At 64.0% G+C, this 24,724-nt stretch carries 23 protein-coding genes and 2 tRNA genes; 5 read left to right on the forward strand and 20 right to left on the reverse strand.

Annotated features, from left to right (window positions below; translation table 11 throughout):
- Positions 1-142 precede the first annotated feature (142 nt).
- Complete coding sequence (locus KF719_RS09495; RefSeq protein WP_293510623.1) at positions 143-1,375, forward strand: argininosuccinate synthase; 1,233 nt, start codon at positions 143-145, stop codon at positions 1,373-1,375.
- Entirely contained in the window at positions 1,376-1,906 is a 531-nt protein-coding gene (gene ppa, locus KF719_RS09500) for an inorganic diphosphatase (protein ID WP_293508477.1), read from the forward strand.
- Between the two features lie 3 nt (positions 1,907-1,909).
- Here the strand turns inward: ppa and KF719_RS09505 are convergent, their stop codons facing one another.
- Both KF719_RS09505 and KF719_RS09510 read right to left on the reverse strand, forming a co-directional pair.
- On the reverse strand, positions 1,910-2,581 hold the full coding sequence (locus KF719_RS09505) for a DNA-3-methyladenine glycosylase I (RefSeq protein WP_293508478.1): 672 nt from the start codon (positions 2,579-2,581) through the stop codon (positions 1,910-1,912).
- A 36-nt stretch (positions 2,582-2,617) separates the two neighbouring features.
- A complete protein-coding gene (locus tag KF719_RS09510) occupies positions 2,618-4,042 on the reverse strand; it encodes a serine hydrolase domain-containing protein (RefSeq protein WP_293508479.1) in 1,425 nt (474 codons plus the stop codon).
- Positions 4,043-4,310: 268 nt separating this feature from the next.
- Between KF719_RS09510 and KF719_RS09515 the strand changes: the two genes are divergently transcribed.
- Positions 4,311-4,568, forward strand: a complete 258-nt coding sequence (locus KF719_RS09515; protein ID WP_293508480.1) for a YjhX family toxin — start codon at positions 4,311-4,313, stop codon at positions 4,566-4,568.
- A gap of 20 nt (positions 4,569-4,588) precedes the next feature.
- On the opposite strand, the gene KF719_RS09520 is transcribed toward KF719_RS09515, so the two are convergent.
- Genes KF719_RS09520 through KF719_RS09535 form a run of 4 tightly spaced genes read right to left on the reverse strand, consistent with a single transcriptional unit; the run spans position 4,589 to position 7,172 of the window.
- Positions 4,589-5,599 (reverse strand): aldo/keto reductase, encoded by a 1,011-nt coding sequence (locus tag KF719_RS09520; protein ID WP_293508481.1) that lies wholly within the window; start codon positions 5,597-5,599, stop codon positions 4,589-4,591.
- Between the two features lie 9 nt (positions 5,600-5,608).
- On the reverse strand, positions 5,609-6,520 hold the full coding sequence (locus KF719_RS09525; RefSeq protein WP_293508482.1) for a bifunctional methylenetetrahydrofolate dehydrogenase/methenyltetrahydrofolate cyclohydrolase: 912 nt from the start codon (positions 6,518-6,520) through the stop codon (positions 5,609-5,611).
- A complete protein-coding gene (locus tag KF719_RS09530) occupies positions 6,517-6,852 on the reverse strand; it encodes a DUF167 family protein (RefSeq protein ID WP_293508483.1) in 336 nt (111 codons plus the stop codon). Before KF719_RS09530 ends, KF719_RS09525 begins: the two co-directional genes overlap by 4 nt.
- A gap of 14 nt (positions 6,853-6,866) precedes the next feature.
- Positions 6,867-7,172 (reverse strand): YggT family protein, encoded by a 306-nt coding sequence (locus tag KF719_RS09535; protein ID WP_293508484.1) that lies wholly within the window; start codon positions 7,170-7,172, stop codon positions 6,867-6,869.
- A 222-nt stretch (positions 7,173-7,394) separates the two neighbouring features.
- Between KF719_RS09535 and KF719_RS09540 the strand changes: the two genes are divergently transcribed.
- Positions 7,395-7,470, forward strand: a tRNA-Ala gene (locus tag KF719_RS09540).
- Positions 7,471-7,496: 26 nt separating this feature from the next.
- Here the strand turns inward: KF719_RS09540 and KF719_RS09545 are convergent.
- The 12 genes from KF719_RS09545 to KF719_RS09600 all read right to left on the reverse strand — a co-directional run bounded on the left by KF719_RS09545 (position 7,497) and on the right by KF719_RS09600 (position 22,410).
- Positions 7,497-8,210, reverse strand: a complete 714-nt coding sequence (locus tag KF719_RS09545) for a glutamine amidotransferase (protein WP_293508485.1) — start codon at positions 8,208-8,210, stop codon at positions 7,497-7,499.
- Between the two features lie 72 nt (positions 8,211-8,282).
- Positions 8,283-9,068: an SDR family oxidoreductase gene (locus tag KF719_RS09550; RefSeq protein ID WP_293508486.1), complete on the reverse strand. Its 786-nt coding sequence runs from the start codon at positions 9,066-9,068 to the stop codon at positions 8,283-8,285.
- A gap of 39 nt (positions 9,069-9,107) precedes the next feature.
- Positions 9,108-10,301 (reverse strand): acyl-CoA dehydrogenase family protein, encoded by a 1,194-nt coding sequence (locus KF719_RS09555; RefSeq protein WP_293508487.1) that lies wholly within the window; start codon positions 10,299-10,301, stop codon positions 9,108-9,110.
- 11 nt (positions 10,302-10,312) lie between these two features.
- A complete protein-coding gene (locus KF719_RS09560; protein WP_293508488.1) occupies positions 10,313-11,500 on the reverse strand; it encodes an acyl-CoA dehydrogenase family protein in 1,188 nt (395 codons plus the stop codon).
- Positions 11,501-11,505: 5 nt separating this feature from the next.
- Positions 11,506-12,309, reverse strand: a complete 804-nt coding sequence (locus KF719_RS09565; RefSeq protein ID WP_293508489.1) for an enoyl-CoA hydratase-related protein — start codon at positions 12,307-12,309, stop codon at positions 11,506-11,508.
- 155 nt (positions 12,310-12,464) lie between these two features.
- The gene (locus tag KF719_RS09570) at positions 12,465-13,541 is read right to left on the reverse strand and encodes a YCF48-related protein (RefSeq protein ID WP_293508490.1); all 1,077 of its coding nucleotides are present in this window, start codon (positions 13,539-13,541) and stop codon (positions 12,465-12,467) included.
- Positions 13,542-13,840: 299 nt separating this feature from the next.
- Positions 13,841-15,196, reverse strand: a complete 1,356-nt coding sequence (locus KF719_RS09575; protein ID WP_293508491.1) for a DUF1329 domain-containing protein — start codon at positions 15,194-15,196, stop codon at positions 13,841-13,843.
- A gap of 398 nt (positions 15,197-15,594) precedes the next feature.
- Positions 15,595-18,306, reverse strand: a complete 2,712-nt coding sequence (locus KF719_RS09580; RefSeq protein WP_293508492.1) for a DUF1302 family protein — start codon at positions 18,304-18,306, stop codon at positions 15,595-15,597.
- A 345-nt stretch (positions 18,307-18,651) separates the two neighbouring features.
- Complete coding sequence (locus KF719_RS09585; protein WP_293508493.1) at positions 18,652-19,110, reverse strand: copper chaperone PCu(A)C; 459 nt, start codon at positions 19,108-19,110, stop codon at positions 18,652-18,654.
- Positions 19,111-19,331: 221 nt separating this feature from the next.
- Positions 19,332-21,062 carry a DUF87 domain-containing protein gene (locus KF719_RS09590; protein WP_293508494.1) on the reverse strand — a complete coding sequence of 577 codons (1,731 nt, stop codon included), beginning with the start codon at positions 21,060-21,062 and terminating at the stop codon, positions 19,332-19,334.
- Positions 21,059-21,946, reverse strand: a complete 888-nt coding sequence (locus tag KF719_RS09595; RefSeq protein WP_293508495.1) for an ATP-binding protein — start codon at positions 21,944-21,946, stop codon at positions 21,059-21,061. Before KF719_RS09595 ends, KF719_RS09590 begins: the two co-directional genes overlap by 4 nt.
- A gap of 122 nt (positions 21,947-22,068) precedes the next feature.
- A complete protein-coding gene (locus tag KF719_RS09600) occupies positions 22,069-22,410 on the reverse strand; it encodes a P-II family nitrogen regulator (protein WP_293510625.1) in 342 nt (113 codons plus the stop codon).
- Between the two features lie 372 nt (positions 22,411-22,782).
- On the opposite strand from KF719_RS09600, the gene KF719_RS09605 reads away from it, so the two are divergent.
- The gene (locus KF719_RS09605; RefSeq protein ID WP_293508496.1) at positions 22,783-22,953 is read left to right on the forward strand and encodes a DUF4278 domain-containing protein; all 171 of its coding nucleotides are present in this window, start codon (positions 22,783-22,785) and stop codon (positions 22,951-22,953) included.
- Positions 22,954-23,075: 122 nt separating this feature from the next.
- Here the strand turns inward: KF719_RS09605 and KF719_RS09610 are convergent, their stop codons facing one another.
- Positions 23,076-24,494, reverse strand: a complete 1,419-nt coding sequence (locus tag KF719_RS09610) for a saccharopine dehydrogenase C-terminal domain-containing protein (protein WP_293508497.1) — start codon at positions 24,492-24,494, stop codon at positions 23,076-23,078.
- An 87-nt stretch (positions 24,495-24,581) separates the two neighbouring features.
- Positions 24,582-24,657 (reverse strand) — tRNA-Thr (locus KF719_RS09615).
- Positions 24,658-24,724: the final 67 nt, after the last annotated feature.

A 24,724-nucleotide genomic window follows, 5' to 3' on the forward strand; every position in this document is an offset into this window, starting at 1 on the left:
CCGAAATTGGCCTCATTCGGCGCGATTATGGCAGCGAAATCGCCCTCCGTCGCCGCCGAAGACGCCGCATCCGCCGCCCCTTGCCGCCCGAACCGATTTCCCTATGATGCGCCGCAAAATCGACCGGCTTGAGGGTGAAAAGATGAGCGGCGCGACAAAAGACGTGAAAAAGGTGGTGCTGGCCTATTCCGGTGGCCTCGACACCTCCGTCATCCTGAAATGGCTTGAGGAGACCTATGGCTGCGAGGTGGTGACCTTCACCGCCGATCTCGGCCAGGGCGAGGAGCTGGAGCCGGCGCGCAAGAAGGCCGAGATGCTCGGCGTCAAGGAAATCTACATCGAGGATCTGCGCGAGGAGTTCGTGCGCGATTTCGTCTTCCCGATGTTCCGGGCGAACGCGCTTTACGAGGGCGTCTATCTGCTCGGCACCTCGATCGCCCGGCCGCTGATCGCCAAGCGCCAGATCGAGATTGCGCGCGAGACGGGCGCCGATGCGGTCTGCCACGGCTCGACCGGCAAGGGCAACGATCAGGTGCGCTTCGAGCTCGGCTATGCGGCGCTCAACCCCGAAATCAAGATCATCGCGCCCTGGCGCGAATGGAACCTGACCTCGCGCACCAAGCTGATCGAATTCGCCGAGAAGCACCAGATCCCGATCGCCAAGGACAAGCGCGGCGAAGCGCCCTTCTCGGTCGATGCGAACCTGCTGCATATCTCGGCCGAAGGAAAAGTGCTGGAAGACCCGTCGGAAGAAGCGCCGGAATATGTCTATAGCCGCAGCGTTCGCCCCGAAGACGCGCCCGACACGCCGACCTATGTCGTGGTGGGTTTCGAAAAGGGCGACGCCGTTTCCATCGACGGCGTGAAGATGAGCCCGGCGACGCTGCTGACGAAGCTCAACGAGCTCGGCGGCGCCAACGGCATCGGCCGGCTTGACCTTGTCGAAAACCGTTTCGTCGGCATGAAGTCGCGCGGCGTCTACGAGACGCCGGGCGGCACGGTGTTGCTCGTTGCCCATCGCGGCATGGAGAGCCTGACGCTCGACCGCGGCGCGGCGCATCTGAAGGACGAGCTGATGCCCCGCTATGCGGAGCTGATCTATAACGGCTTCTGGTGGAGCCCGGAGCGCGAAATGCTGCAGGCGCTGATCGACAAGAGCCAGGAAATGGTGACCGGCAGCGTACGCCTGAAGCTCTACAAGGGCTCGGCCACCATCGTTGGCCGCTCATCGCCCTATTCGCTCTATTCGGAAGCCCATGTCACCTTCGAGGAAGACGCCGGCGCCTACGACCAGAAGGACGCGGCGGGCTTCATCCGGCTCAATGCGCTCAGGCTGCGTCTGCTCGCCGCCCGCGACAACAGGACCAGAAAGTAAATGCGTATCGACGCCATCCCGATCGGCAACAACCCGCCCGACGACATCAACGTCATCGTCGAGGTGCCGCATGGCGGCCATCCGGTGAAATACGAGATGGACAAGGAATCGGGCACGCTTTTCGTCGACCGCTTCATGCACACGGCAATGCAGTATCCCTGCAATTACGGCTTTGTGCCGCACACGCTGTCGGAAGACGGCGATCCGGTGGACGTGCTGGTCGTGAGCCGCATTCCGGTGGTGCCGGGCGCCGTCATCCGCTCGCGGCCCATCGGCGTCTTGATGATGCATGACGAAGCCGGACAGGATGAAAAGATCCTCGCCGTGCCGGTCGAGAAGCTCAATCCCTATTACAAGAACGTCCAGAGCTACACCGACATGCCGGACATTCTGATCAAGCGCATCACCCATTTCTTCGAGCACTACAAGGATCTTGAGGAAGGCAAATGGGTGAAGGTCGCCGGCTGGGAAGGCCCCGAGGTCGCGCGCGCGCTGATCGTCAAGGCCATCGCGGCGGCGAAAGCGAAATAAGCCTCACCCGTCCGCCGACATCGCCAGCACCCGGCTGATCTCGGTCAGCGAGCGGCCGCTTTCCTTGCGCCATTGCGTGAAGGCGGCCTGCACCGCCTCCATCGCCTTGCGCGAGGTCGGCGCCTTGTCGACGACACCGGCATTGGTGAGCGCGGCCACAACCGACGGCGACAGGATCCAGCTATCGACGCCCATCTGCCGCAGGAAGAACTGCGCCGAGGCGCCCGACAGCCGGTTGCCGCGCTTTTTCAGGACATCGAGCAGACCCGCGAATTGCTCCGGCTTGGAGCCCGCGAAGAAGGCCCCGGCGGACTCATGTTCCTTCGCCAGCTCGACGACGAAACGCGCATTGTCACGCGTCGCCACGATCTTCTGCCCGTTACGCACGATGCGGGCATCGCTGGCAAGGCGTCCGATCTTCTCATCGGTGTAGAAGGCGACGCGATGCGGGTCGAAACCGTCGAAAGCTTCCTCGAAGCCCGGCCATTTGTTCTCGATGATCTTCCAGACGAAACCGGCCTGAAACACCGCCCGCGTCATCCCGGCAAGCCAGCGGTCGTCGGAAATCTTTTTAAGCGCCGCGGTGCTTTTCGGTCTGGCAAGGTTCGCCTCAACCGCCTTCGCGCCCCCATGACGCTTGGCGGCGCGCGCGAAAATCTTCTCGAATTTATCCATGACGCACACTCCCGCGTTGCAGAGCCCGGCCCGCGATCAGGGCAGCCGCCACGGCCCGTCGATGCCGAGCACGTGACTGGCGATTTCCTGCGTCAGCGTATCGCCGCTTTCGGTATTGGTCAGGATAACGACACCGGCGCGGCGCGACGGGTCGATCACCATCAGGCTTTTCGAACCGACATTGGACCCCCATTGCCAGATGGTGAAGCTCGTCGCCGTTTCGCGCGTGCCGAAACCGAGGCCCCAGCCGATGCGGGCGCCGTCGCGCGTGCCGATCTCGACGCGCTCCGACACCATGCGGGCGCGCCATTCCGGCCCGATCACCGCGCCGTCGATGAAGCCCGCCATGAAGAGCCCGAGATCGTGGGCGCTCGACCGCAGCGACGAGGCCGCGTTGAGATCGTCGCCGTTCCGCATCGGCCCCGGCACCTGCCAGAACATGAAGAGAAGACTGGCGACAAAGGCGACACCGAGCATCGACGGATCGAGACCGTGACGGCGCATGCGGCCGCTGACAATGACGCGGTCGCTCCGGCCCTGATCCAGCACGACGCGAAGATATTGCAGCGACACGGCAACGGCGGCGAGCGCGGTAAGCCATGCGAGCAGATAGCCGAGGCTGAAAAGCAACGGCCAGAGGCCGAAGCTCAGAAAAACGAAGCCGCCCGCCAACAAGGGCGACAGCACGATCGCCGGCAGAAACTCGACCGGCCGGATGCGCAGCCGCCCGAAACCGAAACGGACGATGAGCAGCGTCAGAAATCCGAGGATCGCGAGAAAACACAAGGCAGGCCCCAGCAGCGCGACGATCGGCAGCCACAGCGGCATATGCGGCCGCGCCACCGTGTCGACCAGCGCCTCGGCCACGGTGTAGCCCGACGAATGCATGCCGAGCGGCGCGAACACGCGCTCGCGCATCAGCCGGTCGAACCCCGTTTCCTCGATCCCGGCCATCGCGTCGGCGAGATACATGTAGCCGACGCCCGAATAGGAGAATCGCGAGCCGGGCTCGAAGCCGGTGCGGCGCGATCCGAAACGCAGATTATTGGAAAGGCCGGACCTGTGCATCAGCAGATGGCGCGGCGTCACTGTTTCGCGGTCGCGCGCATCCTCAAGCCACGGCGCATCGAAACTTTCGGTGACCGGTGCGTCGAGCGCGAGCTTCCGTTCCCGCGCCAGCAGCAGCGCGCCGAACGCCGCAATCGGCTTTCCAAGCGAGGCGGCCTCGAAAAGCGTGTGCTCGGTGACCGGCACGTCGCCATCGATATCGGCAACGCCATAGCCGCGCGCGAAGACGAGCTTGCCTTCGACGACAATGGCGACCGCGGCGCCGCGCACGTCGAGATCACTCATCCGCCGCTCGATCAAGAAGTCGAGCGCACGCTCCATCTCGTGTTCGGGCCAGGCGATCATGCCGCCCTCGACCGCATGGCTGTCGGCGCGGGCGTCGCCGGACGGCAACAGCGCGGCAAAAACCAGCAGCGCTGCCGCCAGCGCCGGCCATACAGCCAGACATGCGGATTGACGGGGCGCGCGCCCGTCGGCTAGAGATGTGGCACCACGCGCGATGGAGCGTTGATGTCTGTAGCCGGAGAAAAGCGCGGCCGCTGAGACGGGTTTCCCCTCTCGGACGGGCCATTTGAAAAGACGGGCCGCCGCCCGCGCAGCGCGATTGCCTGCGCCGGCCGTGCCGCCCGTCCCGCTTTGGCTTTTCTCCAGGTATCTTCCGATGAACGTCTCGAAATTCGAGCAGCGCACGCTCCATGCGCTGGCGCGCGGCGGTACGATCCGCGTCGAAAAAGATGAAAAGGGAAAGATCCGCACCGTCATCTGCGTCACGCGCGAGGGCTGGGTTTTGAGCGATTGCTCATTGGCAACCTTCCGCCGCTTGCGCCGGCGCGGCCTGATCGCCTCGCGCGAAGGCAGCCCCTATCGCATCACACGCGACGGGTTGCACGCGGTCCGGGCGCAGCTCGACAACAGATAGGCGCGCGGCGGGGAGCGGCATCAGAGCATGTCCTCCCCGTCGATCGGCATGCGCGGTACCTGGAAATTGAGGCGCAGCGCGTCGATCCGTTTAACGAGCGCGGCGTCGAGCGGTGTCGCCGCGGCGACGATGCTTGCAAGCTCGGTGCGGTTCTTGACGCCGAGCACCAGCGTGTCGACGCCGGGGATCGCCAGCGCATAGCGATGCGCGACGATGGCCGGATCTTCGCCGATGTCGCGGCAGAGCGCGCGGAAGGGCGCGGCGCGGGCATAGTCCCGCATCTCGGGTTCGTTCTCGTCCATCTGGCGGTCGATGGCGGAGGTCAGCGCACCGGCCTGCACGGCGCGAATGCCCATCACGCCGACATCGTTGTTCCCTGCGGTGCGGATGATGTTGCGCGGCTCGGCCGGCTCTTCGTAACGGCGCATGCCGCCCGGCGAATCGAGCAGATTGGTCACCGCCTGCACGACGGCAGGGCGCGGGCCCTCGCGCAAGACATCCATGATCGTGCGCGGCAGCCCCGTGCCGGTGATGCCCCAGGCGCCGATCAGCCCTTGCGCCTTCAGCTTCTCGAAGGCGGGGACGATCGCCTCGACAAATTGCGTGCGCGTGACGGCGCCGAAATTCGGGAAGTCGGGCTCGCGCTCATAGACATAATCGTCGGGACAGATGTTGGAATGCAGCAGGAAGATGTCGGCCTGTTCGCGCTTCATCGTTTCGAGGCTGCGGACAAGCGACCCCTCGAGCCGCGCCGCGACATCGGGAAAATGCCGCTGCCCGATCATGCATTTGGTGGTGACGCGGATGCCGTCGGGCCATTTACCCTCGAAAGTCGCGCCCATCACCGCTTCGGCCTCGCCGCGACCGTAAAGCGGCGCCATGTCGAAAAGCGTGATGCCGGCGTCGACCGCCGCCCGCACCGTGGCGACCGCTTCGTCACGCGACGTCGCACCCCAGATCTGACCGAGCCCGCCGCCGCCAAGTGTCAGCGCACTGACCGGCCACAATTTTCCGAGCTGGCGCATTTCCATGACGCGGCCTCAAATATCTTGCGGTGGCGCGATGCCGTGAATGCGCGCGGCGGCGAAAAGCGTGTTGCGCAGCAGGCAGGCGATGGTCATGGGGCCGACGCCGCCGGGCACCGGCGTGATGTCGCCAGCAACCGCCTTCGCTTCGGCAAAGGCGACATCGCCGACGAGCCGCATCTTTCCCTCGCCGCGCTCGGGCGCCGGAATGCGCGTCGTGCCGACATCGATGACGACGGCGCCGGGCTTCACCCAATTGCCGCGGATCATTTCGGCGCGGCCGGTCGCGGCCACCAGAATGTCGCCCAGGCGGCAGACCGCCGGCAGGTCGGCGGTGCGGCTATGCGCAATCGTGACGGTGCAGTTTTCGCCGAGCAGCAATTGCGCGACCGGCTTGCCGACGAGATTGGAGCGGCCAACCACGACGGCATGCTTGCCGGCCAGCGTTTCGCCGCGCGCCTTGAAGGCTTCACGCGCCAGAACAAGGCAGCCGGTCGGCGTCGCCGGCACAAGGCCCGGCAAGCCGCTGGCGAGCCGCCCGGCGCTGACGGGATGGAGACCGTCGACATCCTTGTCGGGGTCGATGGTTTCGATGACCGCCTGTTGGGAAATCTGCGCCGGCACCGGAAACTGCACCAGAATGCCGTGCACCGCCGGATCGGCATTGAGCTCGCGAACCTTCGCAAGCAGCGCCTCCTGCGTCGTCGTTTCGGGCAGCTTGAACTCGAAGGAGTTCATGCCCGCCTCCTTGGTCTGCAAACCCTTGTTGCGGACATAGATTTCGCTGGCCGGATCGTTGCCGACCAGAACGACAGCGAGGCCGGGCGTGAGGCCGTGATCTTTCTTGAGCCGCGCCACTTCGGCGGCAACGCGGACGCGCAAGCCCTCGGCGATTTTCTTGCCGTCGATGATCCGCGCTTCGCTCATGCCGCCCCGTTCTTTCCCGTCTCGCCCGGCAGCCCGTCGAGCCAGGCCGAAATCCGCGCCTCAAGCGCCGCCGCATCGCCCGCGACCGTCACCACCTTGTTGCGGCCGGTCTCGCCGGCGGTAACCGAAAGCGAGGTCCGCGGCAGCCGCCACGCCTTCGCCAGCAGCTTCAGCACCGCCTCGTTGGCCCGGCCCTTTTCGGCAACGGCCGAAACGCGCAGCCTGATAAAGCCATTGCCGTCGGGGTCGCATGCCAGCCCCTCGATCCGGTCGGCGCCGCCCCGCGGCGTGACGCGCAGACGCACCGCAACGCCGCCCGCAAGCGCCTTCAATACGCCTGCTCCGCTCAGTACCCGACCCCATAGCCAAGCCAGATCGGCACGTCATAGACGATCAGGTTGCGCAGGAAGAAGAGCAGCAGGATCAGGATGACCGGCGAAATGTCGATGCCGCCGAGATTGGGCAGGATGTTGCGGATCGGCCGCAGCGCCGGCTCGGTCAGCCGGTTGATCGTATCGACGACGGTATAGACGAAACGGTTATGCGTGTTGACAACGTTGAAGGCGACCAGCCAGCTCAGCACCACCCCGATCACGATGATCCAGACATAGATGGTGATGGCCGAGGCGATCAGGTTCAGCAGGGCAATCATGGGGCCTCGCCATTGTTGATTGTTCGCGGCCGGAGCGGCAGGCCACGCGGAGAGCGGCGCGAAGGATGCCGCGGCGAATCCGTTATCCAAGGTGTAAACGGGCGCGGCACGGCGTTCAAGGACGGGTTTCGGCGCGCCGCCTCAAGGCCCTGCCGCTCACTTGACACCTCGCCCGCCGCCGCCTAAGAAGCGGCTCCGGCGCTTGAAAAATCGCCGGGCTCCGGGGCCGTAGCTCAGTTGGGAGAGCGCCTCGTTCGCAATGAGGAGGTCAGCGGTTCGATCCCGCTCGGCTCCACCATTTCCGGAGCATCCCTTCCCCCGAATTCAGCCCTCGCCGCCCGCGCCCGCTTCCGGCGGCAGCCAGTGGTCGAGGAAGCGCCCGAGCCATGCCCGCAGCGCCGCGTCATGGGCTTGGCGGCCCTCGCGATGCGCCTCCGCCGGCTGGGCGCCGGGCTGCTTCAGCCGCTCCGCCGCCAGTGTCAGCCAGGCATCCATCATCGGCGTCGTCAGTTCGGGGTGAAACTGGATGCCATAGGCCTTGTCGCCATAGCGCATCGCCTGAACCGGGAAGTCGCCGGCCCCTTCGGCAAGCTGCACCGCGCCCGAAGGCAGCTCGAAGCCCTCGCGGTGCCACTGATAGACATATTGCGGGTCGTCGAAGAGATGCGCGCCCTCGGCGGTCGGCCGGATCGGATAGTAGCCGGCCTCGACCCGCGCCTCCGGATGCACCCAGACGCGGGCCCCCAGATGGCGCGCCAGCATCTGCCCGCCGAGGCAGATGCCGAGATAGGGCTTTTCCTCCTTCAGCGGCACGCCGATCCACTCGGTCTCGGCCTTGATGAAGGGAAGGTCGTCATTGGCGCTCATCGGCCCGCCGAAAATAATGGCGGCGTCATGCGCTGCCATGGTCTCGGGCAGCGGATCGCCCAGCGCCGGCCGGCGGATGTCGAGTTCGCAACCACACTGCAGCAGCGCCTGCGCCACCCGGCCGGGGTTGGAACGCTCCTGATGGAGCACGATGAGGATACGACGGGTCATGGTTGCTGACCGATATGGGACCGGTCCCGCCGCACCGCAAGACCCGACGAAAGAGCCTAGGCGCCGAACCTCTTACATCGCGCTAATGCCGCCATCGATCTTGATTTCGGCGCCGGTGATGAATTTCGATTCGTCCGAGGCCAGATAAAGCACGCAATAGGCGACGTCGTCCGGCTCGCCGACAATGCCGAGCGGCACCTGCTTGGCGAGCTTCTTCACCAGCTCCTCCTTCGACATGCCGCGCGCCATTCCGTCGAGGATCGGCGTGTCGATGAAAGTCGGATGGATCGAATTGGAGCGGATGCGGTAGCCGCGCTTCGCGCAATGCAGCGCCACCGATTTCGACAGCAGCCACACGGCCGCCTTGGCCGCGTTATAGGCCGCCATGTTGTGGCCGGCGATCAGGCCGGCGATCGACGATGTGTTGATGATCGAGCCCGGCGCGTGGGGCACCATGTAGGAGATCGCGTATTTGCAGCCGAGAAAGACCGAATCGACATCGACCGCCATCACCTTTTTGTAGGTCTCGAAATCGGTTTCCTCGACCGTCGTGCCGCCGCCGATGCCGGCATTGTTGAAAAGCACATTGATGCCGCCCATCGCCTTGTCGGCTTCGGCAAGCGCGGCCTTCCACTGGTCCTCGCGCGTGACATCGAGCCCGACGGCAAAGGCCGTACCCGGACGATCCGCATTGATCTCGTCGGCGACTTCCTGCGCGCCCTTCTCGTTGATGTCGGCCAGCGTCACTTTCGCGCCCTCGCGCGCCAGCATGATCGCCGACGCCTTGCCGAGCCCCTGCGCGCCGCCGGTGACGAACGCCATCTTGCCGGCGACCCGGCCTTTTCGTGCTTCGCTCATCGCGATTTGTCTCCAGAAAAAAGTAAAAGATTCAATGTGTTAGAGCATCGCCGTGTTGGTCGGCACACCGAGCAGCAACCGGCCCGTCAGCTCATAGGTCGCATCCGACACCATCATGTGCTGGGTCGCCACATGCACATCGCGGAACTGGCGCTGCAAGGGCGAGCCGCGATAGACCGAGCTGCCGCCGGCAAGCGTGTACATCAGATCGACCGCCCGCGCCGCCGACTGCACCGCATGCGTCGTCGCGAGGCGGATGTCGCGGCGATGCGCCACCGTCATTTCGCCGTTCTTTTCCGCTGCCGCATACGCCGCATTGACGGTCTCCAGAAGCCAGGCCCGCGCCGAACGCGTCAGCGCCTCGGCCTGCGAAACGTCGAGTTGCGCCTTGGCGCGCAGCGCCAGCGGCTTCGACGAACCTTGCGGCGTCTTGCCGCCCGCAAGCTCGACCAGCGTGTCGATTGAACCGCGCGCGAGCCCGAGCGCCACCGCCGCGATGCCGATGCCGAGCAGGCCGAAGGTCGGAAAACAATAGAGCGGCCGGGCAAGCGGCTTGTCACTGACAAGGCTGACCGCGCGCTTGGCCGGCACGAACAAATCGCTCACTTCGAAATCGGTGCTGCCGGTGCCGCAAAGCCCGGACACGTCCCAGGTGTCGAGCAGCGTCACGTCCTTGGCGTCGAACATCATCATCCGGTTCTGCGGAATGCCTTCGGCCGCCATTTCCGGCTTGCCGTCGGGTCCGAGGATCATGCAGCCGCCGGAAATATAATGCGCGTTGCGCGAGCCCGAGCCCCATTGCCAGCATCCGTTGACGCGGTAGCCGGAGACGCCCTTCTCGACCGCATGCACGGCCTTGCCGCGCGGCGCGAAGACGCCGGCCGTGATGGTCAACGGATCGCCGAACACGGCCTGCGCTTCCTCCGGTGCAAGAAAGCCCGCGACCAGCCCCGACGTCGCGCCGATAAAGACGCACCAGGCCGCCGATCCGTCGGCCCGCGCCAGCCGTTCCACGGTTTCGAAGAGCACGGAGGGATGCGCTTCCCGGCCGCCATAGGCGGCAGGCACGCAAAGCCGGTAGAGCCCCGCCTCGGCGAAACGCCGCGCGATATCCTGCGGCAGGAAACGATTGGCCTCGATCTCGGCGGCGCGTGCGGCGACCTCCTCGGCAAATCCCTCCGCCGCGGCAACAGGATCGGCCATTCCGCCCGTGCGTATCTGCGTATCGCTCATCGGTGTCTCCTTCAGGCGCCGAGCTTCAGCCGGTTGGCGATATTGTTCTTCTGCATGTTCGACGAACCGCCGACGATCGGCAGGCTGATCGCGTCGCGCACATAGCGCTCCATGTCCATTTCGTCGGAGAGGCCATAGGCGCCGGTAACGCGCATGCAGGTCTGGGTAACCTCCGCCGCGCCCTCGCAGCAAAAGAGCTTGGCCATCGACGTCTCGACCGAGCAGGGCCGTCCCTGATCGGCGAGCCAGGCCGCGCTGTAGAGCATCAGGCGCATCGCGCGAACTTTCGTGCGCGCTTCGGCCAGCATGTGCCGGATCGCCTGATGACCGGCAATGGCGCGGCCGAACTGCACCCGCTCTTCCGCGTAAGCCCAGGCATCGGCGACGGCGGCCTCGGCAAGCCCGAGCGCGCAGGCCGACAATTCGAGCTTCTCGACCTCAAGCGCCCGGCCGGCAAGCTGCTGCCAGCCCTTGTTCCACATCGCCTCGCCGCCGAGAATATTGGCGGCCGGCACACGCACATCGTCGAACGTAACGTCCTTGGTTTCGACGCCGCGAATGCCGAGATGGCCGAGCGGCGTGATCGTGATGCCGGGCAGCGTCGGCGGCACCAGCACGATCGACAGGTTCTTGTATTTCTCGTCCTTCGGACCGGAGCGCAACAGGCAGAAAATATAGTCGGCGATATCGGCGCCGGTACACCAGCGCTTGGCGCCGTTGATGACGACCGTGTCGCCGTCGCGCCGCGCCGTCGTTTCGACGGTGGCAAGATCGCCGCCGACATTGGGTTCGGACAATCCATAGGCAAAGAGCAGGTTGCCCGCCGCGACTTTCGGCAGCAGTTCCTGCTTCTGCGCTTCGCTGGCGCTTTCACCGAGATTCATGCCCGCATAACAGACCGCCATGATGTAGGGGCAGGCGACCGCAACCGAACGCTTGGCGATTTCCTCGATGACGGCCATCGTCGCGTAGATGTCGACGCCCGCCCCGCCATATTTCTCCTCGACGGTCAGGCCCATCATGCCCATCGCGGCGAGCTTTTTCATCACCTCGGCGGGATAGATATTGCCGCGATCCCATTCGCGCGCCCGCGTCCGCGGCATTTCCGCTTCGACGAAGCGGCGCGTCGCATCGCGCAGCATCCGCACATGTTCCGGCTCGTCGAAATTGAGCGGCATGTCGCCCATGGCAGCATCCATCGCCGTCACCGCCCCGTGAATGCCGGTTTGCGCTTTTCGAGAAACGCGTTGACCGCTTCCTTGTGGTCCTCGGTCGTGAAGGTCAGCATCTCGTAGCCGATCGAGGTGTCGAGGATCGTATGCGCAAGTTGCTTCAGGCCGATATTGACCGACACCTTGCTGTATTTGATCGCCTGGATCGCGCCGCCGGCGAGTTTCGCCGCGAAGGCATCGACACGGGCGTCGAGCTCGGCATCCGCCACCACATGATTGACGAGACCGATGCGTTCCGCCTCCGCCGCCGAAACAGCGTCGCCCGTCATCAGATATTCCTTGGCCCGCGCATAGCCGACAAGCTGCGGCCAGATGATCGCGCCGCCATCGCCCGCCACGATGCCGGCCCGCACATGCGGATCGGCAAAGCGCGCATTGTCGCTCGCAAAAATCACATCGCACATCAGCGCAATGGTCGCACCGAGGCCGACCGCCGGACCGCGCACCTTGGCGATGATCGGCTTTTCGAGATCGAGCAGCGAGAAGACGATGCGCTTTGCCTCCGCCGCATCGGGCCCCTTGTCGCCGGCCTCGAAACTGCGCTTCATCCAGTTGAGGTCGCCGCCCGCCGAAAAGGCCGATCCTTCGCCGGTGAGGATGACGATGTCGGAGTCGCGGTCGTCGGCGGCGTCGAGAAAGATGCTCGAAAGCTCGCGGTGCATCTCGCCGTCGACCGCGTTCATCAGCGCCGGGTTGCTGAGCGCCAGCGTCAGCACGCGGCCCTGACGGCTCGCCTTGATCCTTTTGTAGCGGCTGAAATCGACGCCGTCCGTCATGCTTCGCGCTCCCTCGTTTTATTTTCGTTTCCGGGATTGTGGCCCGCGCGACCGGCGATGAAAAGGGGACAATCGCCGGGGCGCGCACCGGCAAACGAAAAACCCCGGCCGCGATGGCCGGGGTCTGTCGCGTGCGGGCACATGGCCGCCTTTGTCTAGCTGCCGCCTTCCGTCGTGGCGGTGATCCGCGCGCCGACGGCTTCGCGGGCCTTTTCGGGATCGTCCGGCATCAGCTTGGCGCCGGGTTCGCCGAAGACGACGATCTGACCGTCCGGTCCGTCCGACACCGCCGCATAGCCGAGGCGATCGGCGCGTGTGACCTCGACGAAGCTCTTGCCGTTGTCGTCGCTGTAGCCGACATAGCCCTGAAGGCCGACCAGCACGATCTTGCCGCCGCCAAGCTGAACGCCGCCGGCGATCGACTTGTCGGTGCCCGTATCGACTTTCGTCCAGGTCTGTCCCTTGTCCCAGGAACGGAAGGCGTTGCCGCGCATGCCGAACACCATGACCGAGCCGTCGCTCATGCCGAAGCCGCCCCAGAACGAGCCTTCATACTGCGTCTGGATGCGATCGAAGGTGCGACCCTTGTCGCTGGAGTGATAGACGATGCCGAATTCGGCGGCGATGTAGAGATCGCCGTCCTTGTCCGCGAAAAGCTTGTTGAGATGGTAGTCGTCGAGCAGGCCATCGCTGAGCGAACGCTCTTCCCAGCTGTCGGGCTCGCCGCCATCCTGCGTTTCGACCATGAAGGCGAAGGCGCCAAGTGCGAAACCGCGTTCCTCGTTTTCGAAATAGACGGCCATGAATGCCATTTCGGATTCGGCATCGTGATAGACGAGGTCCCAGTTCTCGCCGCCATCGCGCGTGCGGATGATCGTCGCGTCGTGGCCGACGGCGAAGCCGAGTTTCGCGTTGACGAAGGTCACGCCGGTCAGCGTCGCCTGTGTCGGCACGGAAGCGGCCTGCGTCCAGGTAACGCCGCGATCGTCGGAATAGACGACATGTCCATATTCGCCGACGGCAACGAGCCGGCCATTGGCATAGGTCGCATCGAGCAGCAGGGATTCCGGCGCCAGCGCCGATTGCATCGCATAGGAGGGCTGGCGTTCGCCATCCATGTCCTGCGCGACGGCGGGCGCGATGGCGGCAAAAGCCAGCGCGAAAAACACGGCAGCGGCGCGGCGAAGACGCGGCAAGCCGCTGAAAAGGGTCTCGATAAACGACGGTGACATTACCTTGGGCTCCTGCACTCGGGCGTTTGGGTCGCCGCGGGCGGATTTGGGGCTCCGGCGTTGCGCCGAAGTCCACCGGTCTCCCCCCGGACGAGCCTCCTGTTTGGTGGTCTTTTTATAGCGTTTTTTTCCTTATAGCGCATTTTTCGGGCGCGGTCTTGGGCCTCGTGAACCGGCACGGCGAACCCTTTCGAACAGGGTTAAGACGGCCGAGGGGACGCAGGGATGCGGCGGCGCCCAAAAAGAAACCGGGCCCCGGTTTCCCGGGGCCCGGCCCTCAAATCCTCACGACTGCCGCTTTAGCGGACGCCGAGCTGACGGATCGAGTTCGGCGTGTAGCGCGCCTTGTCGAGTTCGTCGGCGAAGTAGTTCACCGGCGGTTCCTCGTTCTGCAGCGCCAGCGCCAGATAACGGCCGGCCTGCAGGTCGTAGACGATCTCGCCCGCCGAGCCGCAAAGCGGCACGTTGTAGCGCTGGATCTGGTGCATTTCCTGCACGCGCCAGAGCTGGCCACGGCCGTCGTAAAGCGCCACGGTCGACATCTGGTAGGCGTCTTCCTCGTTGGCATAGACGCGGCGCGAATAGACGTGACGCGTATCGGCACGAAGCTTGGCTTCGACTTCCCAGACGCGGCGCAGCTCATAGCGAACCCGATCCTGGTTCACATGCGACGCTGTCAGATAGTCCTTGTACGGTGTCGATTCACCGTCATAGGCATTGGCCGAAACGAGCTTCTTGGTCTTGCCGAGCACGGTCCAGTCGTAGCGATCCGGCGCGCCGTTATAACCGTCGAACGAGTCCGACGTCGACAGACCGTCCGAGTTCGTGCCGGGGTTGTCGTAGGCGATGTTCGGCGCACGACGCACGCGACGCGTACCGGGGCTGTACTGCCAGGCCTGACGCGGCTGGATCTGGGCGTTCAGGGCTTCATACACCAGGATCACGCTGCCTGCGGCGCGGGCCGGAGCAATCGTGTTGGCGATGTAGTAGATCGAGATGTTCTCGAGATCCTCGGCCTTGGTCGCCGACGGATCCGACCACTGCAGAATGGCTTCGTCCTGCACGATCTGCAGCGTGTAGTCGCCGCCGCGCGTGACCGGCGCCGCCGCGAACTGACGCACCACCTTGAACGAGCGATAACGCAGCGTGTGGTTCCAGATGATCTCGAGCGCGTTGTTCGGGATCGGGAACGGCGAGCCGAAAATCGCCTGGCTGATGCCGGCGCCGCCGCCGACAAGTTCGCCAACCGCGGCGTTGCGCTTGTTGGCTTCGTAGAAGCGGTCCGGGAACGCGCAGGTACGGCGCGTCTCATAGACGTTCATCTTGTAGGTCGGATAGGCCTTCAGCATGGCCTTGTAACCCTCGGTCAGGATGTCGTCGTACTGACCGGCATTCGCGCCCGTGACCGTGTATTTGATCGGGTCGCTGGCGAACGGGTTCTGCAGCTTCTGACCGGGTGTGTAGGTGACATTGCTCGGCACGGTCGGCAGGCCGCCGGTCCATGCGGGGATGTCGCCATCGCCGGCCTTTTCCGAACCCATCGGGGTCAGATCCTGACCCAGACGGTTCACTTGGGCATCCGGCACCTTGGCCAGCGCGCTCGTCGCGAGTGCGCTGATCGCAATTGCGGACACCAGCATGGTCGTCCTTTTCATATACGTTCCCTCCACTGGATTTCTTATCGGGCTTTCGATGATCAGGCGCTTGAAAAGGCGTATTGCGACTGCACACCGAGGCCGGTTTCCCCGCCTTACTCTCGCGGAATGATACCAAATTGCTTCGCCCGCGCAAATCGCGGCGCCGGCGATTGTGTGTCTTCCAAGCCGCTTTTCAGCCCGTTTTCACGGCCTTTTCGCCCTGGCTGCATTAAATCTTTTTAATGTGCATCGCGGCGGTCCGCGCGGCGGCAAAAAGCCTGTCGATCCGCCTACGGACGATTCTCGCGGGCGGCACCGTCTTTTGTGCGACGCAACATGGTGCCGCGGCGGGCAAGAAAAAACCCGGCGGTGTTGCCACCGCCGGGTCTCGTTTCGCGCTACGCGTTTCCGAAGGATCAGAAGGCGTAGGAGATGTTGGCCGACACGAAGTCCATGTCGTTGTTGTTCACGTACTTCTCGTTACCCATGTAGTTGGTGTACGAGATGCCACCGCGCCAGTTGCCGAGATAGTTGCCGTTGAGCGCAAGGCTGACAGCCTTGGCGCCCTGGCGGTAGTTGCCCAGCGGCGCCGGGCTGTTGCCCGAGACACCGTGGTTCCAGGCGATCGTCGGCTGCAGCGAGATGGCCGTGCCGAAGACGTTGTTGTACTGGAGCTGGCCGAGCAGCACATAACCCCAGGACACCGACGTCGCCCGGCAGCCCTGACGCGACGCAAGGCTGAGGAAACCGCCGAGCGGCAGATCGGTACCGCCCGAGGCGCAGACATTCTGCCAGCGGGTCGTAACATCGTAAACCTGACCGTTGGCATTGGTGAACGTTTCAGCATAGGCCTTGGGAGCATCCGGCGCATACATCGCACCGACTTCCGTCACCAGAATGCCGAGATCGGCACCCAGCGTCCCGATAAGGGCGTTGGAGTTGGTAAAGGTCGCCGTCGTGCCGACCTGTGCGGTGTAGATCTTCGTCCGCTCATACCCCTGAAGGTCGATCGCCTGCGCGCCCGTACCCAGACCGCCACAACCCGGCCCATAAGTGTCGAGAGGGCCAAAAGCCGTGGACGTGGTATGACCGACAAGCTGCGGGAATATGCAGCCCTGGTGCAGCGCGTTGATCGTAATCTGATCGGTATCGAGCTGAACAGGCTGGTTCGGACGATAGGTGATGTCGCCCTGCACACCCCAGGTTCCCAACGTGGTATTGAAGCTGAACCCGTACATCCGGATATCTTCCGGATATTCGAGATACAGGCCGATACCGGGCGTGTTCGGGTTTGTCGCAAGCATGATCTCGGCGCCGTCGACCAGAACAAACGGCGTACCGGCGCCGAGCGACGTCGACTGCTCGGCAACCAGCGCGCAATTGGCGATGGTCAGGGCAAGGACCGAGTTCGGCTGAATGACCGGATTGGCCATCAAGGCGAAATTCGGGTTGAGGGCGGCGAGAGCGGCCAGGTTGAACCCTTCGATACCGCCGGCAAACGGGCTGCCGGCCGGCGCATTGACCACCGGTCCACCACCGGCGCCCGCATAGAACGCGTTGGCGATGGCAAGACCGGCCGCGTAGATGCCGTCAGGATCGGTTACGGACTGATTGAGCATATCGAGCGCACCTGCGTCAAGTGCGAGCGGCACACCGTAAAAAGCGCCAGGCTGGCTAGTAACGCCGGCAGGACCCACGGCCGCATTACAGCCATTGTACTGAAGCAGACGAGACTGGAAACCTGTGGTATCGCCAGCCCCCAGATAGCTCGACACTTCTGCGAGCGACGGGTCTGCCGAAATTCGCTCGCTGGCGAAGGGCAGACGCGAATGCGTGTTGGTGAAGTAGAAGCCGAACTCGGTGTTGTTCAGGGCTTCCGAGTACCAGCGCGCGGCAATGCCGTACTGGCCGGAATCCTTTGCATACCGATCCGGGTCGCGCTTGATAATGGAAGTATCGCCCATCGCGAGACGGAATGCTTCGGTGCTGCCGCCATTGATGGCCGTCCAGCCACCGAGACTGGCCATTGTCGGATTGTATTGCGAGAAATCGACTGCATTCTGACCGCAATCGCGGAATTGCGCGATTGCCGAAGCCGAGCCCGCCCAAGCGGCGTTGAAGGCATTGTTGACGAAGCCCGGATTCGAGCAGTTACGGAACATATTGCCGCCGGGACCGCCGGTCAGGAACGAGACGGCATTGTTGTTGCCACCGACACCGCTGCCCAGGCTGGTCACATCCGAGGTCGAGAAGGGCGTACCCGGCCGGTCGAGCTGATACTCGGCCTGCTGGAGCTGGTAGAAGCCTTCGATCGACAGGTTGTAGGGCAGGCCGAGCGAGGCGTTGATCGCCCAGATCGGCAACAGGCCTTCCTTCACCTCGGCGCCCGGACGGCGGAACGCGTTGACGTCGATCGGCATGGCGCCGTTGACGCCGTTGAGAATGAAAGTGCCCTCACCCCAGTTGATGACCTGCTTACCGGCGCGAACCGTCAGCGGAAGCCCGCCAACGTCGAAATTGCCGGCGACATAGAGGTCGAGCAGGCGAATGTCGCGCGCCGCGTCGGCCTTGCCGGCGACCAGGTTCGAACGGGCATAGGAGCTGTTCTGGTCCAGCACCGCGTCGTAATAGGAATTGATGCGGCTGAAGAACGTGTAGTTCTCCCACTTGACCTGGATGTCGTTGGTCATCTTGACGATGCCGCTGGTCAGATCGCCTCGATCGAAATTGAGGCGGCCATCATCGGTGTTGATCGAGCCGGCGATCTGGGGCGCCCATGTATTGAACCCGTAGGTAGCCCCGGTACCGACAAACGTATCGTTCGTCGGCATGCCGGCCGGAATTGTCTGGCCCGGTATCAGAACAGGGCCCGGAACATGGGCCGGTCCCGGGACAGGAGCCCTGAACGGGTCAAGAGTGTCTGAAAGCGGACCGCCGTTCGACTGCGGCAAATAGCGATTGTTCGTTGACGCCGTCCGCATCGACACACCGGCACTGATTGTGGTGTCGAAGAACACCTGAACGCTGCCGAAATTATATTCGAGAGCGTTGGCCGTGCCGGCCGATGCGATCAGCATTGCCGCTGCGGTGCTGCCAAGCAGCGCCGTGCGCAAGCTTCCTTTTCTCATGGAGCGATCCTCCTCGATCCTCGATGGCTTCACTAACTTTGCAGCTGGATCGGGAGGTGGTGCGGAACGTATTCCGACTGGTCCCCCCGGCCAGTCAGCATCCCTCGCTTGCTAGACGACAGTCATTGAAAGATTGAGTCAAGACTGCCGGGGGCTTGGCGCGCGCCGATGCGTAACATTGCTGCGCACTATTGCAATTATGACACGGCTGTAATGGAGATATGGGAGAGTGTTAAAATATATTGCGTCGCACACTGATTATATGCAGCGCAGCATTCCATAAAAAAGCGAATCAATCCGCGTGTTTGATGCGGGTCCGGGGAGACGGTCGAAAAAGCAAAGAGTTCAATGCCCGCCGTGACCGCCGCCATGCCCGGCCTTGCGCACCGTGGCCGATATGTCGATCTCGCCGGCCTTCTCGAAGACCAGCGTCAGCGGCACGGCGTTGCCTTCCGCCAGCGGCCCGTGAAGCCGGATCAACATGATGTGCAGGCCCCCCGGCGCGAGGCGCACGGTCTCGCCGGCCGGCAGCGCAAGCCGGTCGAGCTTGCGCATCCGCATCACCATGCCGTCCATCGTCATGTCGTGAATCTCGACCTTTTCCGCCACATCCGAGCGCGCCTCGACCAGCGCATCGTCCTCGCCGCCGGCATTTTCGAGCGTCAGATAGGCCGCCCCCGTCGCCGTCACGCTGGCCCGCGCCCAGGGATCGGAAACGACAATGCTTTCGCCGGCCGCAGCGGGCGCAGCAAAACCGGCAAGGGCAAGAAGGAGGAAGGCGGCGCGAAGGAGAGGCGACATCATCGGCAGGGCTTTCGGCTGGGGCTTCGGAACGCCGTCACCCTAGAGCGCTTCTCGGAAAAGTGGAATCCGGTTTTCCGAAAAGAAGCGCGATCAAACAACAACCTAGAGTCTTTCAGCGTTTCTACTAAATGCTGAAAGACTCTAGCCCCAAATCGCCGCCGCCGCACCCGCGCCGACAGCCATTCGGCATGGACATTCGGTCGCGGGGGTGCGCCCGCGCCTCAGGGCCGTTCGCGTCCCGCGTGGCGCCAGCGCGCGACGATCGCCTCAAGCCCCGCGCGGTCGAGATTGGGGCGGCTCCAGGAATCGGAGAAAGCGCGGTTGAGATTGCGCGGCACGCCCTGATCGCCGACATCGCTGAAACGAATGCGCATCGGCATGGCAACGCCCTGCCCCAGCACGATCGCTTCGCGGTCGCCGAGCAACGGCAGGAAGTCGAGCAGGTCGAGCGCCCCGTCATGCGTGTTGGCGCGCATCACCTGCTGGTCGCGTTCAGTCGACAGCCGCATCGCGACCGCCGTGCTGCACTGGGAGAGGATCGTCGTGTCGAGTTCGGACGGGCGCTGCGTCACGAGCGCCAGCGACAATCCGTATTTGCGGCCCTCCTTGGCGATGCGCGACAGCGCCTGGCGCGTCGGCTCGAAGCCCTGCCCCACCGATGCCGGCGCATAGCGATGCGCTTCCTCGCAGACCAGCAGCATCGGCAAACCGCCCTTGCTCCACACCGCGAGATCGAAGGCAAGCCGCGCGATCACCGAAATCACCACGTCGAGAATTTCCGGCGGCACCGTCGAAAGATCGATCACGGTGATCGGCCTTCCATCATTCGGTACACGGAACAACCGGCCGAGAATGTCGGTCATCGTGTCCTGCACGGTCAGGCTGCCGAACATGAAGCTGTAGCGCTGGTCGCTGGCCAGCGTTTCGATGCGCGACTTGAGCCGCCGGTAGGGAAGCGTCTTCTGCGTGCGTTCGAGCTTGCCGAGCTGTTCGTCGAGAACGGCGAGCACGTCGGAAAGCCGGAACGGCGTCGGTGCATCGACCGTCATGCCGCTGAGGTCGCCCGGACGGCGCGCCAGTTGCCGGCTCGACGATGCGTCCGAATAGCGCCGCTTCGCGGTCAGAACGGCATCGCTGAGAATTTCGATTTCCGCGTCGTGATCGGCATCGCCGCTGGTCAGCGCCGCGGCAAGTTCCTGGAAGTTCAAAAGCCAGAACGGCAAATGCAGATTGGTCGGATCGATCAGTTCCGCCTTGTCGCCGAACGCCGTCGGATATTCGTTATGCACGTCGAGCACGACGACATGCGCATGATCGTGCTGCGTCAGCACACGTTGCAGGATCGCCGTCAGCGCGCAGGACTTGCCGCAGCCGGTGGTGCCGACGACGATGAAATGCTTGGCGAGCAGATCGTCGGTCAGGAAGCGCGCCGGCACATCCGGATCCTGATAAAGCGTACCGACTTCGATGGTCGCGACATTGGGCTGCGTGTAGACGCGCGTCAGGTCGTGACGATCGGCAAGCAGCACCCCGTCGCCGAGCGTCGGCAGATGCGTGACGCCGCGGCGGAAGCTCAGCCGTCCGTTCTTCGGATCGAGCGCGACCTCGCCGGCAAGATTGATTTCGATGAGACCGAGATCTTCGCTGCTGCCGATGCCGCCCATTGCCGGCGAGGGCGCGCTGACCGCCGAGACAAGACCCACCACCGTCGCCGACGGCGTCGGTATCTTGACGAGCTGGCCGATCTCGACACGGGGTTCTTCGGCGCCCGGCATCTTGTCGCGCTCCAGCACGGCGATCGCCTGCGAGCCCGACACCGAAACGATATGCGCGATGCGGCAGGGCGGCGCCGCCGGCACACCGCGGCGTTCGATGAAGGGCGGCGCTTCCGGTTCGGTGGGCCTGACCGGCGAACCGGCCTGCGGAGCGGGAGGAGGAACGGCGACACTCATTGCAGCAGGCCTTGATTGAACGATGGGGATGCAGATGAAGCGGGTTGATCGGGTGTTTGCGGCGGCAAGGTGAAGAAAACCGTCGTGCCCTTGCCGGGCTCGCTGTGAACATGGAATTCGCCGCCGTGAAGCCGCGCCAGCGCCGCCGCGATCGGCAATCCGAGTCCGGTGCCCTCATGGCCGCGCGCATAGCTCGACTGCACCTGACCGAAGGGCGTCATCGCATAAGCGAGTTGTTCGTCCGACATGCCGATGCCGGTATCGGCAACGGCTACCGTCGCGCCGCCGTCCGGCGCGCGCGTCGCCACCAGCACGATGCGGCCGCCTTCGGGCGTGAACTTGTGGGCGTTCGACAGAAGGTTGATCAGCACCTGCTTGATGCGGCGGACATCGACCGGCACTTCCGGCAGATCCCTGTCGGCCTTGATCTCGAGTATCTGGTTTTTTTCGCGCACCCGCGGCTCGATCAGCACCGTGCAGGCATCAATCAGCTCGCGCAGCCCGTACATCTCCGTCGACAGCGTGAAGGTGCCGCTTTCGATCTTCGAAATATCGAGAATGTCGGAAATGATGTTGAGCAGATGCCGCCCGGCGCCCGCAATATGTTCGGCATACTCGCCGGTCTTTTCCGACGGCTTGCCGGTCGCGGCGATGTGCTGGATGAATTCCGAAAAGCCGATGATCGCGTTCAAGGGCGTCCGGAGCTCATGGCTCATATTGGCGAGGAATTCGGATTTGGTGCGGCTCGCGGCATCGGACTCGATCTTGGCGGCGCGCAATGCAGCTTCCGACCGGCTTCGCGACATCAGCTGTCCGAGGTCCGTCGAATAATCCGCCAGCAGCGACTTGCGCCGCGCCGACAGCATATGTTTCTGGCCGTGCATTGCGGTTTTCAGCGTCCTGCCCGAGGGAGAGACCGGCCCTCAGCATACGCCCCGCCACCTTGCCCGGAAGTAAACGGGAAGATGCGGGAAACCGCGATTTCGGCGGAAAACCGCCGGATGGATCAGCCGAGCGCCGTCTCGTTGGTCTCGCCGGTGCGAATGCGCACGACCTGTTCGAGCGGCTGCACGAAAATCTTGCCGTCGCCGATCTTGCCGGTATTGGCCGCCCGCTCGATCTCGCGCACTGCCTTCTCGACCAGCGCCGCCGAAACGGCGACGTCGATGCGGACTTTCGGCACTTCGGCGACGCTGTATTCGGCGCCGCGATAGATTTCGGTCTGGCCGCGCTGCCGGCCGAAGCCCGAAACCTGGGTCACCGTGATCCCCTCGATGCCGAGCGCGATCAGCGCGTCGCGCAATTCCTCGTATTTATGGGGCCGGATAATCGCCGTGATCATGCGCATCGGGAAGCTCTTTTCATATTCGAGACCGTGAAGGACGAGCCGGCGGATGGCCTCCGAACGGGAGGGCAGGTCGGCCTGTTCCCGGCGCCAGCGGTCGACGAGATTGTTGAACTCGGTCGAGGCGACGAGCTGGATTCTCTGGTCGAGTTTTTCCATATTCTTCTATGTACTCCGGTCGGCGCCGGCCCGGCGGATCCGCGGCCGGCGTCGAAAACACAAGAAAACTCAAGCTGTTCCGCCCTTTTGTAGCAGGCGTCCGGCATCCTGTCTAAGGAATGTGTATTTGTTTGTTTTAAGTATATTGACAAACTTACACATCTTACTCATATTGATGGGGAACGAGGGACACTGAAAGGCCAGCAGGAGGCTTCCATGACCGATCTCACCTACCGGGGCGCCGCCCATCACGGCGAAAAGGCAGCCGGTGCGACCGGAAGCGCGACCCTGCGCTATCGCGGCGCCAGCTATCGCGCGACGCCTCACGACAAGCCGAAGGCAAGCCATGCCGGTCTCCGCTACCGGGGCATCCCGCAGCACGACTGACGGAAACCGCCGCCCCTGCCAAATGTTGGAGGGTTGCCGTCCCCGACTGGCGTCCGGCGCGCGGTTCCGCAGGTCAAGGCCGTCCCTCGCAAAGAGGGGCGGCCTTTTCCGTTTCGAGGCGGTCAGACGACGCGGAAATTCCGGAATTGCCAGGGATCGGCCTCGTCGAGTTCTTCCTCGAAAAGGAGGCCCCGGTCGAGCAGCGGCGTCCAGTCGCTATAGGCGCCGGCCATTTTTCCGAGGTAAGGCCGGCAGATTTCGAGAATGCGCTCGAAATCCATTTCCTCCGGCTCGACGATCCAGCGCCCCGGATTTTCGATCGCCCAGACGACGCCCGCCAGCACCGCCACCGTCACCTGCAGGCTGGTCGCATTGTTGTGCGGCGCGAGGGCGCGCGCCTCCCCGATCGAAAGCTGCGAGCCGTACCAATAGGCGCCGCGCGCATGACCCATCAGCAGCACGCCAAGCTCGTCCATGCCGGCGCTGATCTCGTCCATCATCAGCCGTTTCAATTTTTGCAGTTGCCAGTTCTTGCCGGCGAATTCATGCACCGACAAAACGGCATCGTCGCAAGGGTGATAGGCATAGTGAACGGTCGGCCGGTACTGCGCCTCGCCGTTCTGCTGCACGGTGAAATAATCGGCGAGCGAAATCGCCTCGCCATGCGTAATGAGAAAACCGTGATAGGGGCCTTCGTTCGGCGTCCAGCTCCGGACCCGCGTCGAGGCGCCCGGCCGCGTCAGATAGATCGCGCAAGCGGGACCGCTCGCATGCCGGTGGCCGTCATCGGGAAAATGCCGCTCATGCGTACCCCAGCCAAGTTCGGCCGGCTGGCAGCCTTCGCTGACGAAACCGTCGACCGACCAGGTGTTGACGAATTCGCCGATGCGCTTGGGTGTCGGCGACACTTGCGTATCCCGTTCGGCGATATGGATGACCTTGACGCCGAGTCGCGCCGAAAGCCGCGCCCAGTCCTCGCGCGTCTGCGGTTTCGCGACCGCCGTCTTTGTGTCCGCCGCGATATCGAGCAGCGCCTGTTTGACGAAATGCGACACAAGGCCCGGATTGGCGCCATGCGTCAGGATCGCGGTCGGCCCGCCCTCATGCTTCGCCTTCAGCGCCATCGCCTTCTCGCGCAACGCATAGTTGGAACGTTGCGACGGCGGTTGCGATGCATCCGTGTACTGACCGATCCAGGGCTCGATGCAGGTGTCGAGATAAAGCGCGCCCTTCGCGCGGCAGAACTCGATGAGCGCGATGCTCGACACATCGACCGACAGATTGATCAGGAAGTCGCCTTCCGCCAGCAGCGGGTCGAGCACCGACAGATAGTTGCCCCGGCGCAGCGGCGTCACGGCAAAGCCGACGCCGTGGCTTTCGGCCACCTCGCGCCCGCCCGCGTCGGCGGTCAGGATCGAGATTTGCGACGGCGCGACATCGATATGCCGGAGCAGCAGCGGCAGCACGCCCTGCCCGATGCTTCCGAACCCGACAATGACGATGCGACCCTCGAAGCGGGCGTGTTTGACGTCGGACGACATGCCTTGCCTCAATCTTGTCCGGGACAGGATTTCCGTTCGTGACGGTTTCACGACAGATTTTTGACAGCGCGGTGACAGTGGGGGGTGTGGTGCCGCTTGGGTGACTCGAACACCCGACCCCCTCATTACGAATGAGGTGCTCTACCAACTGAGCTAAAGCGGCGCCGGAGCGGCCCGGACCCTGAAAAAGCCCGGCCGCTCAAGGGCCTCAGATACCCCGCCCCGCCGCC

The sequence above is a fragment of the Parvibaculum sp. genome, assembly GCF_019635935.1.
Classification (GTDB): domain Bacteria; phylum Pseudomonadota; class Alphaproteobacteria; order Parvibaculales; family Parvibaculaceae; genus Parvibaculum.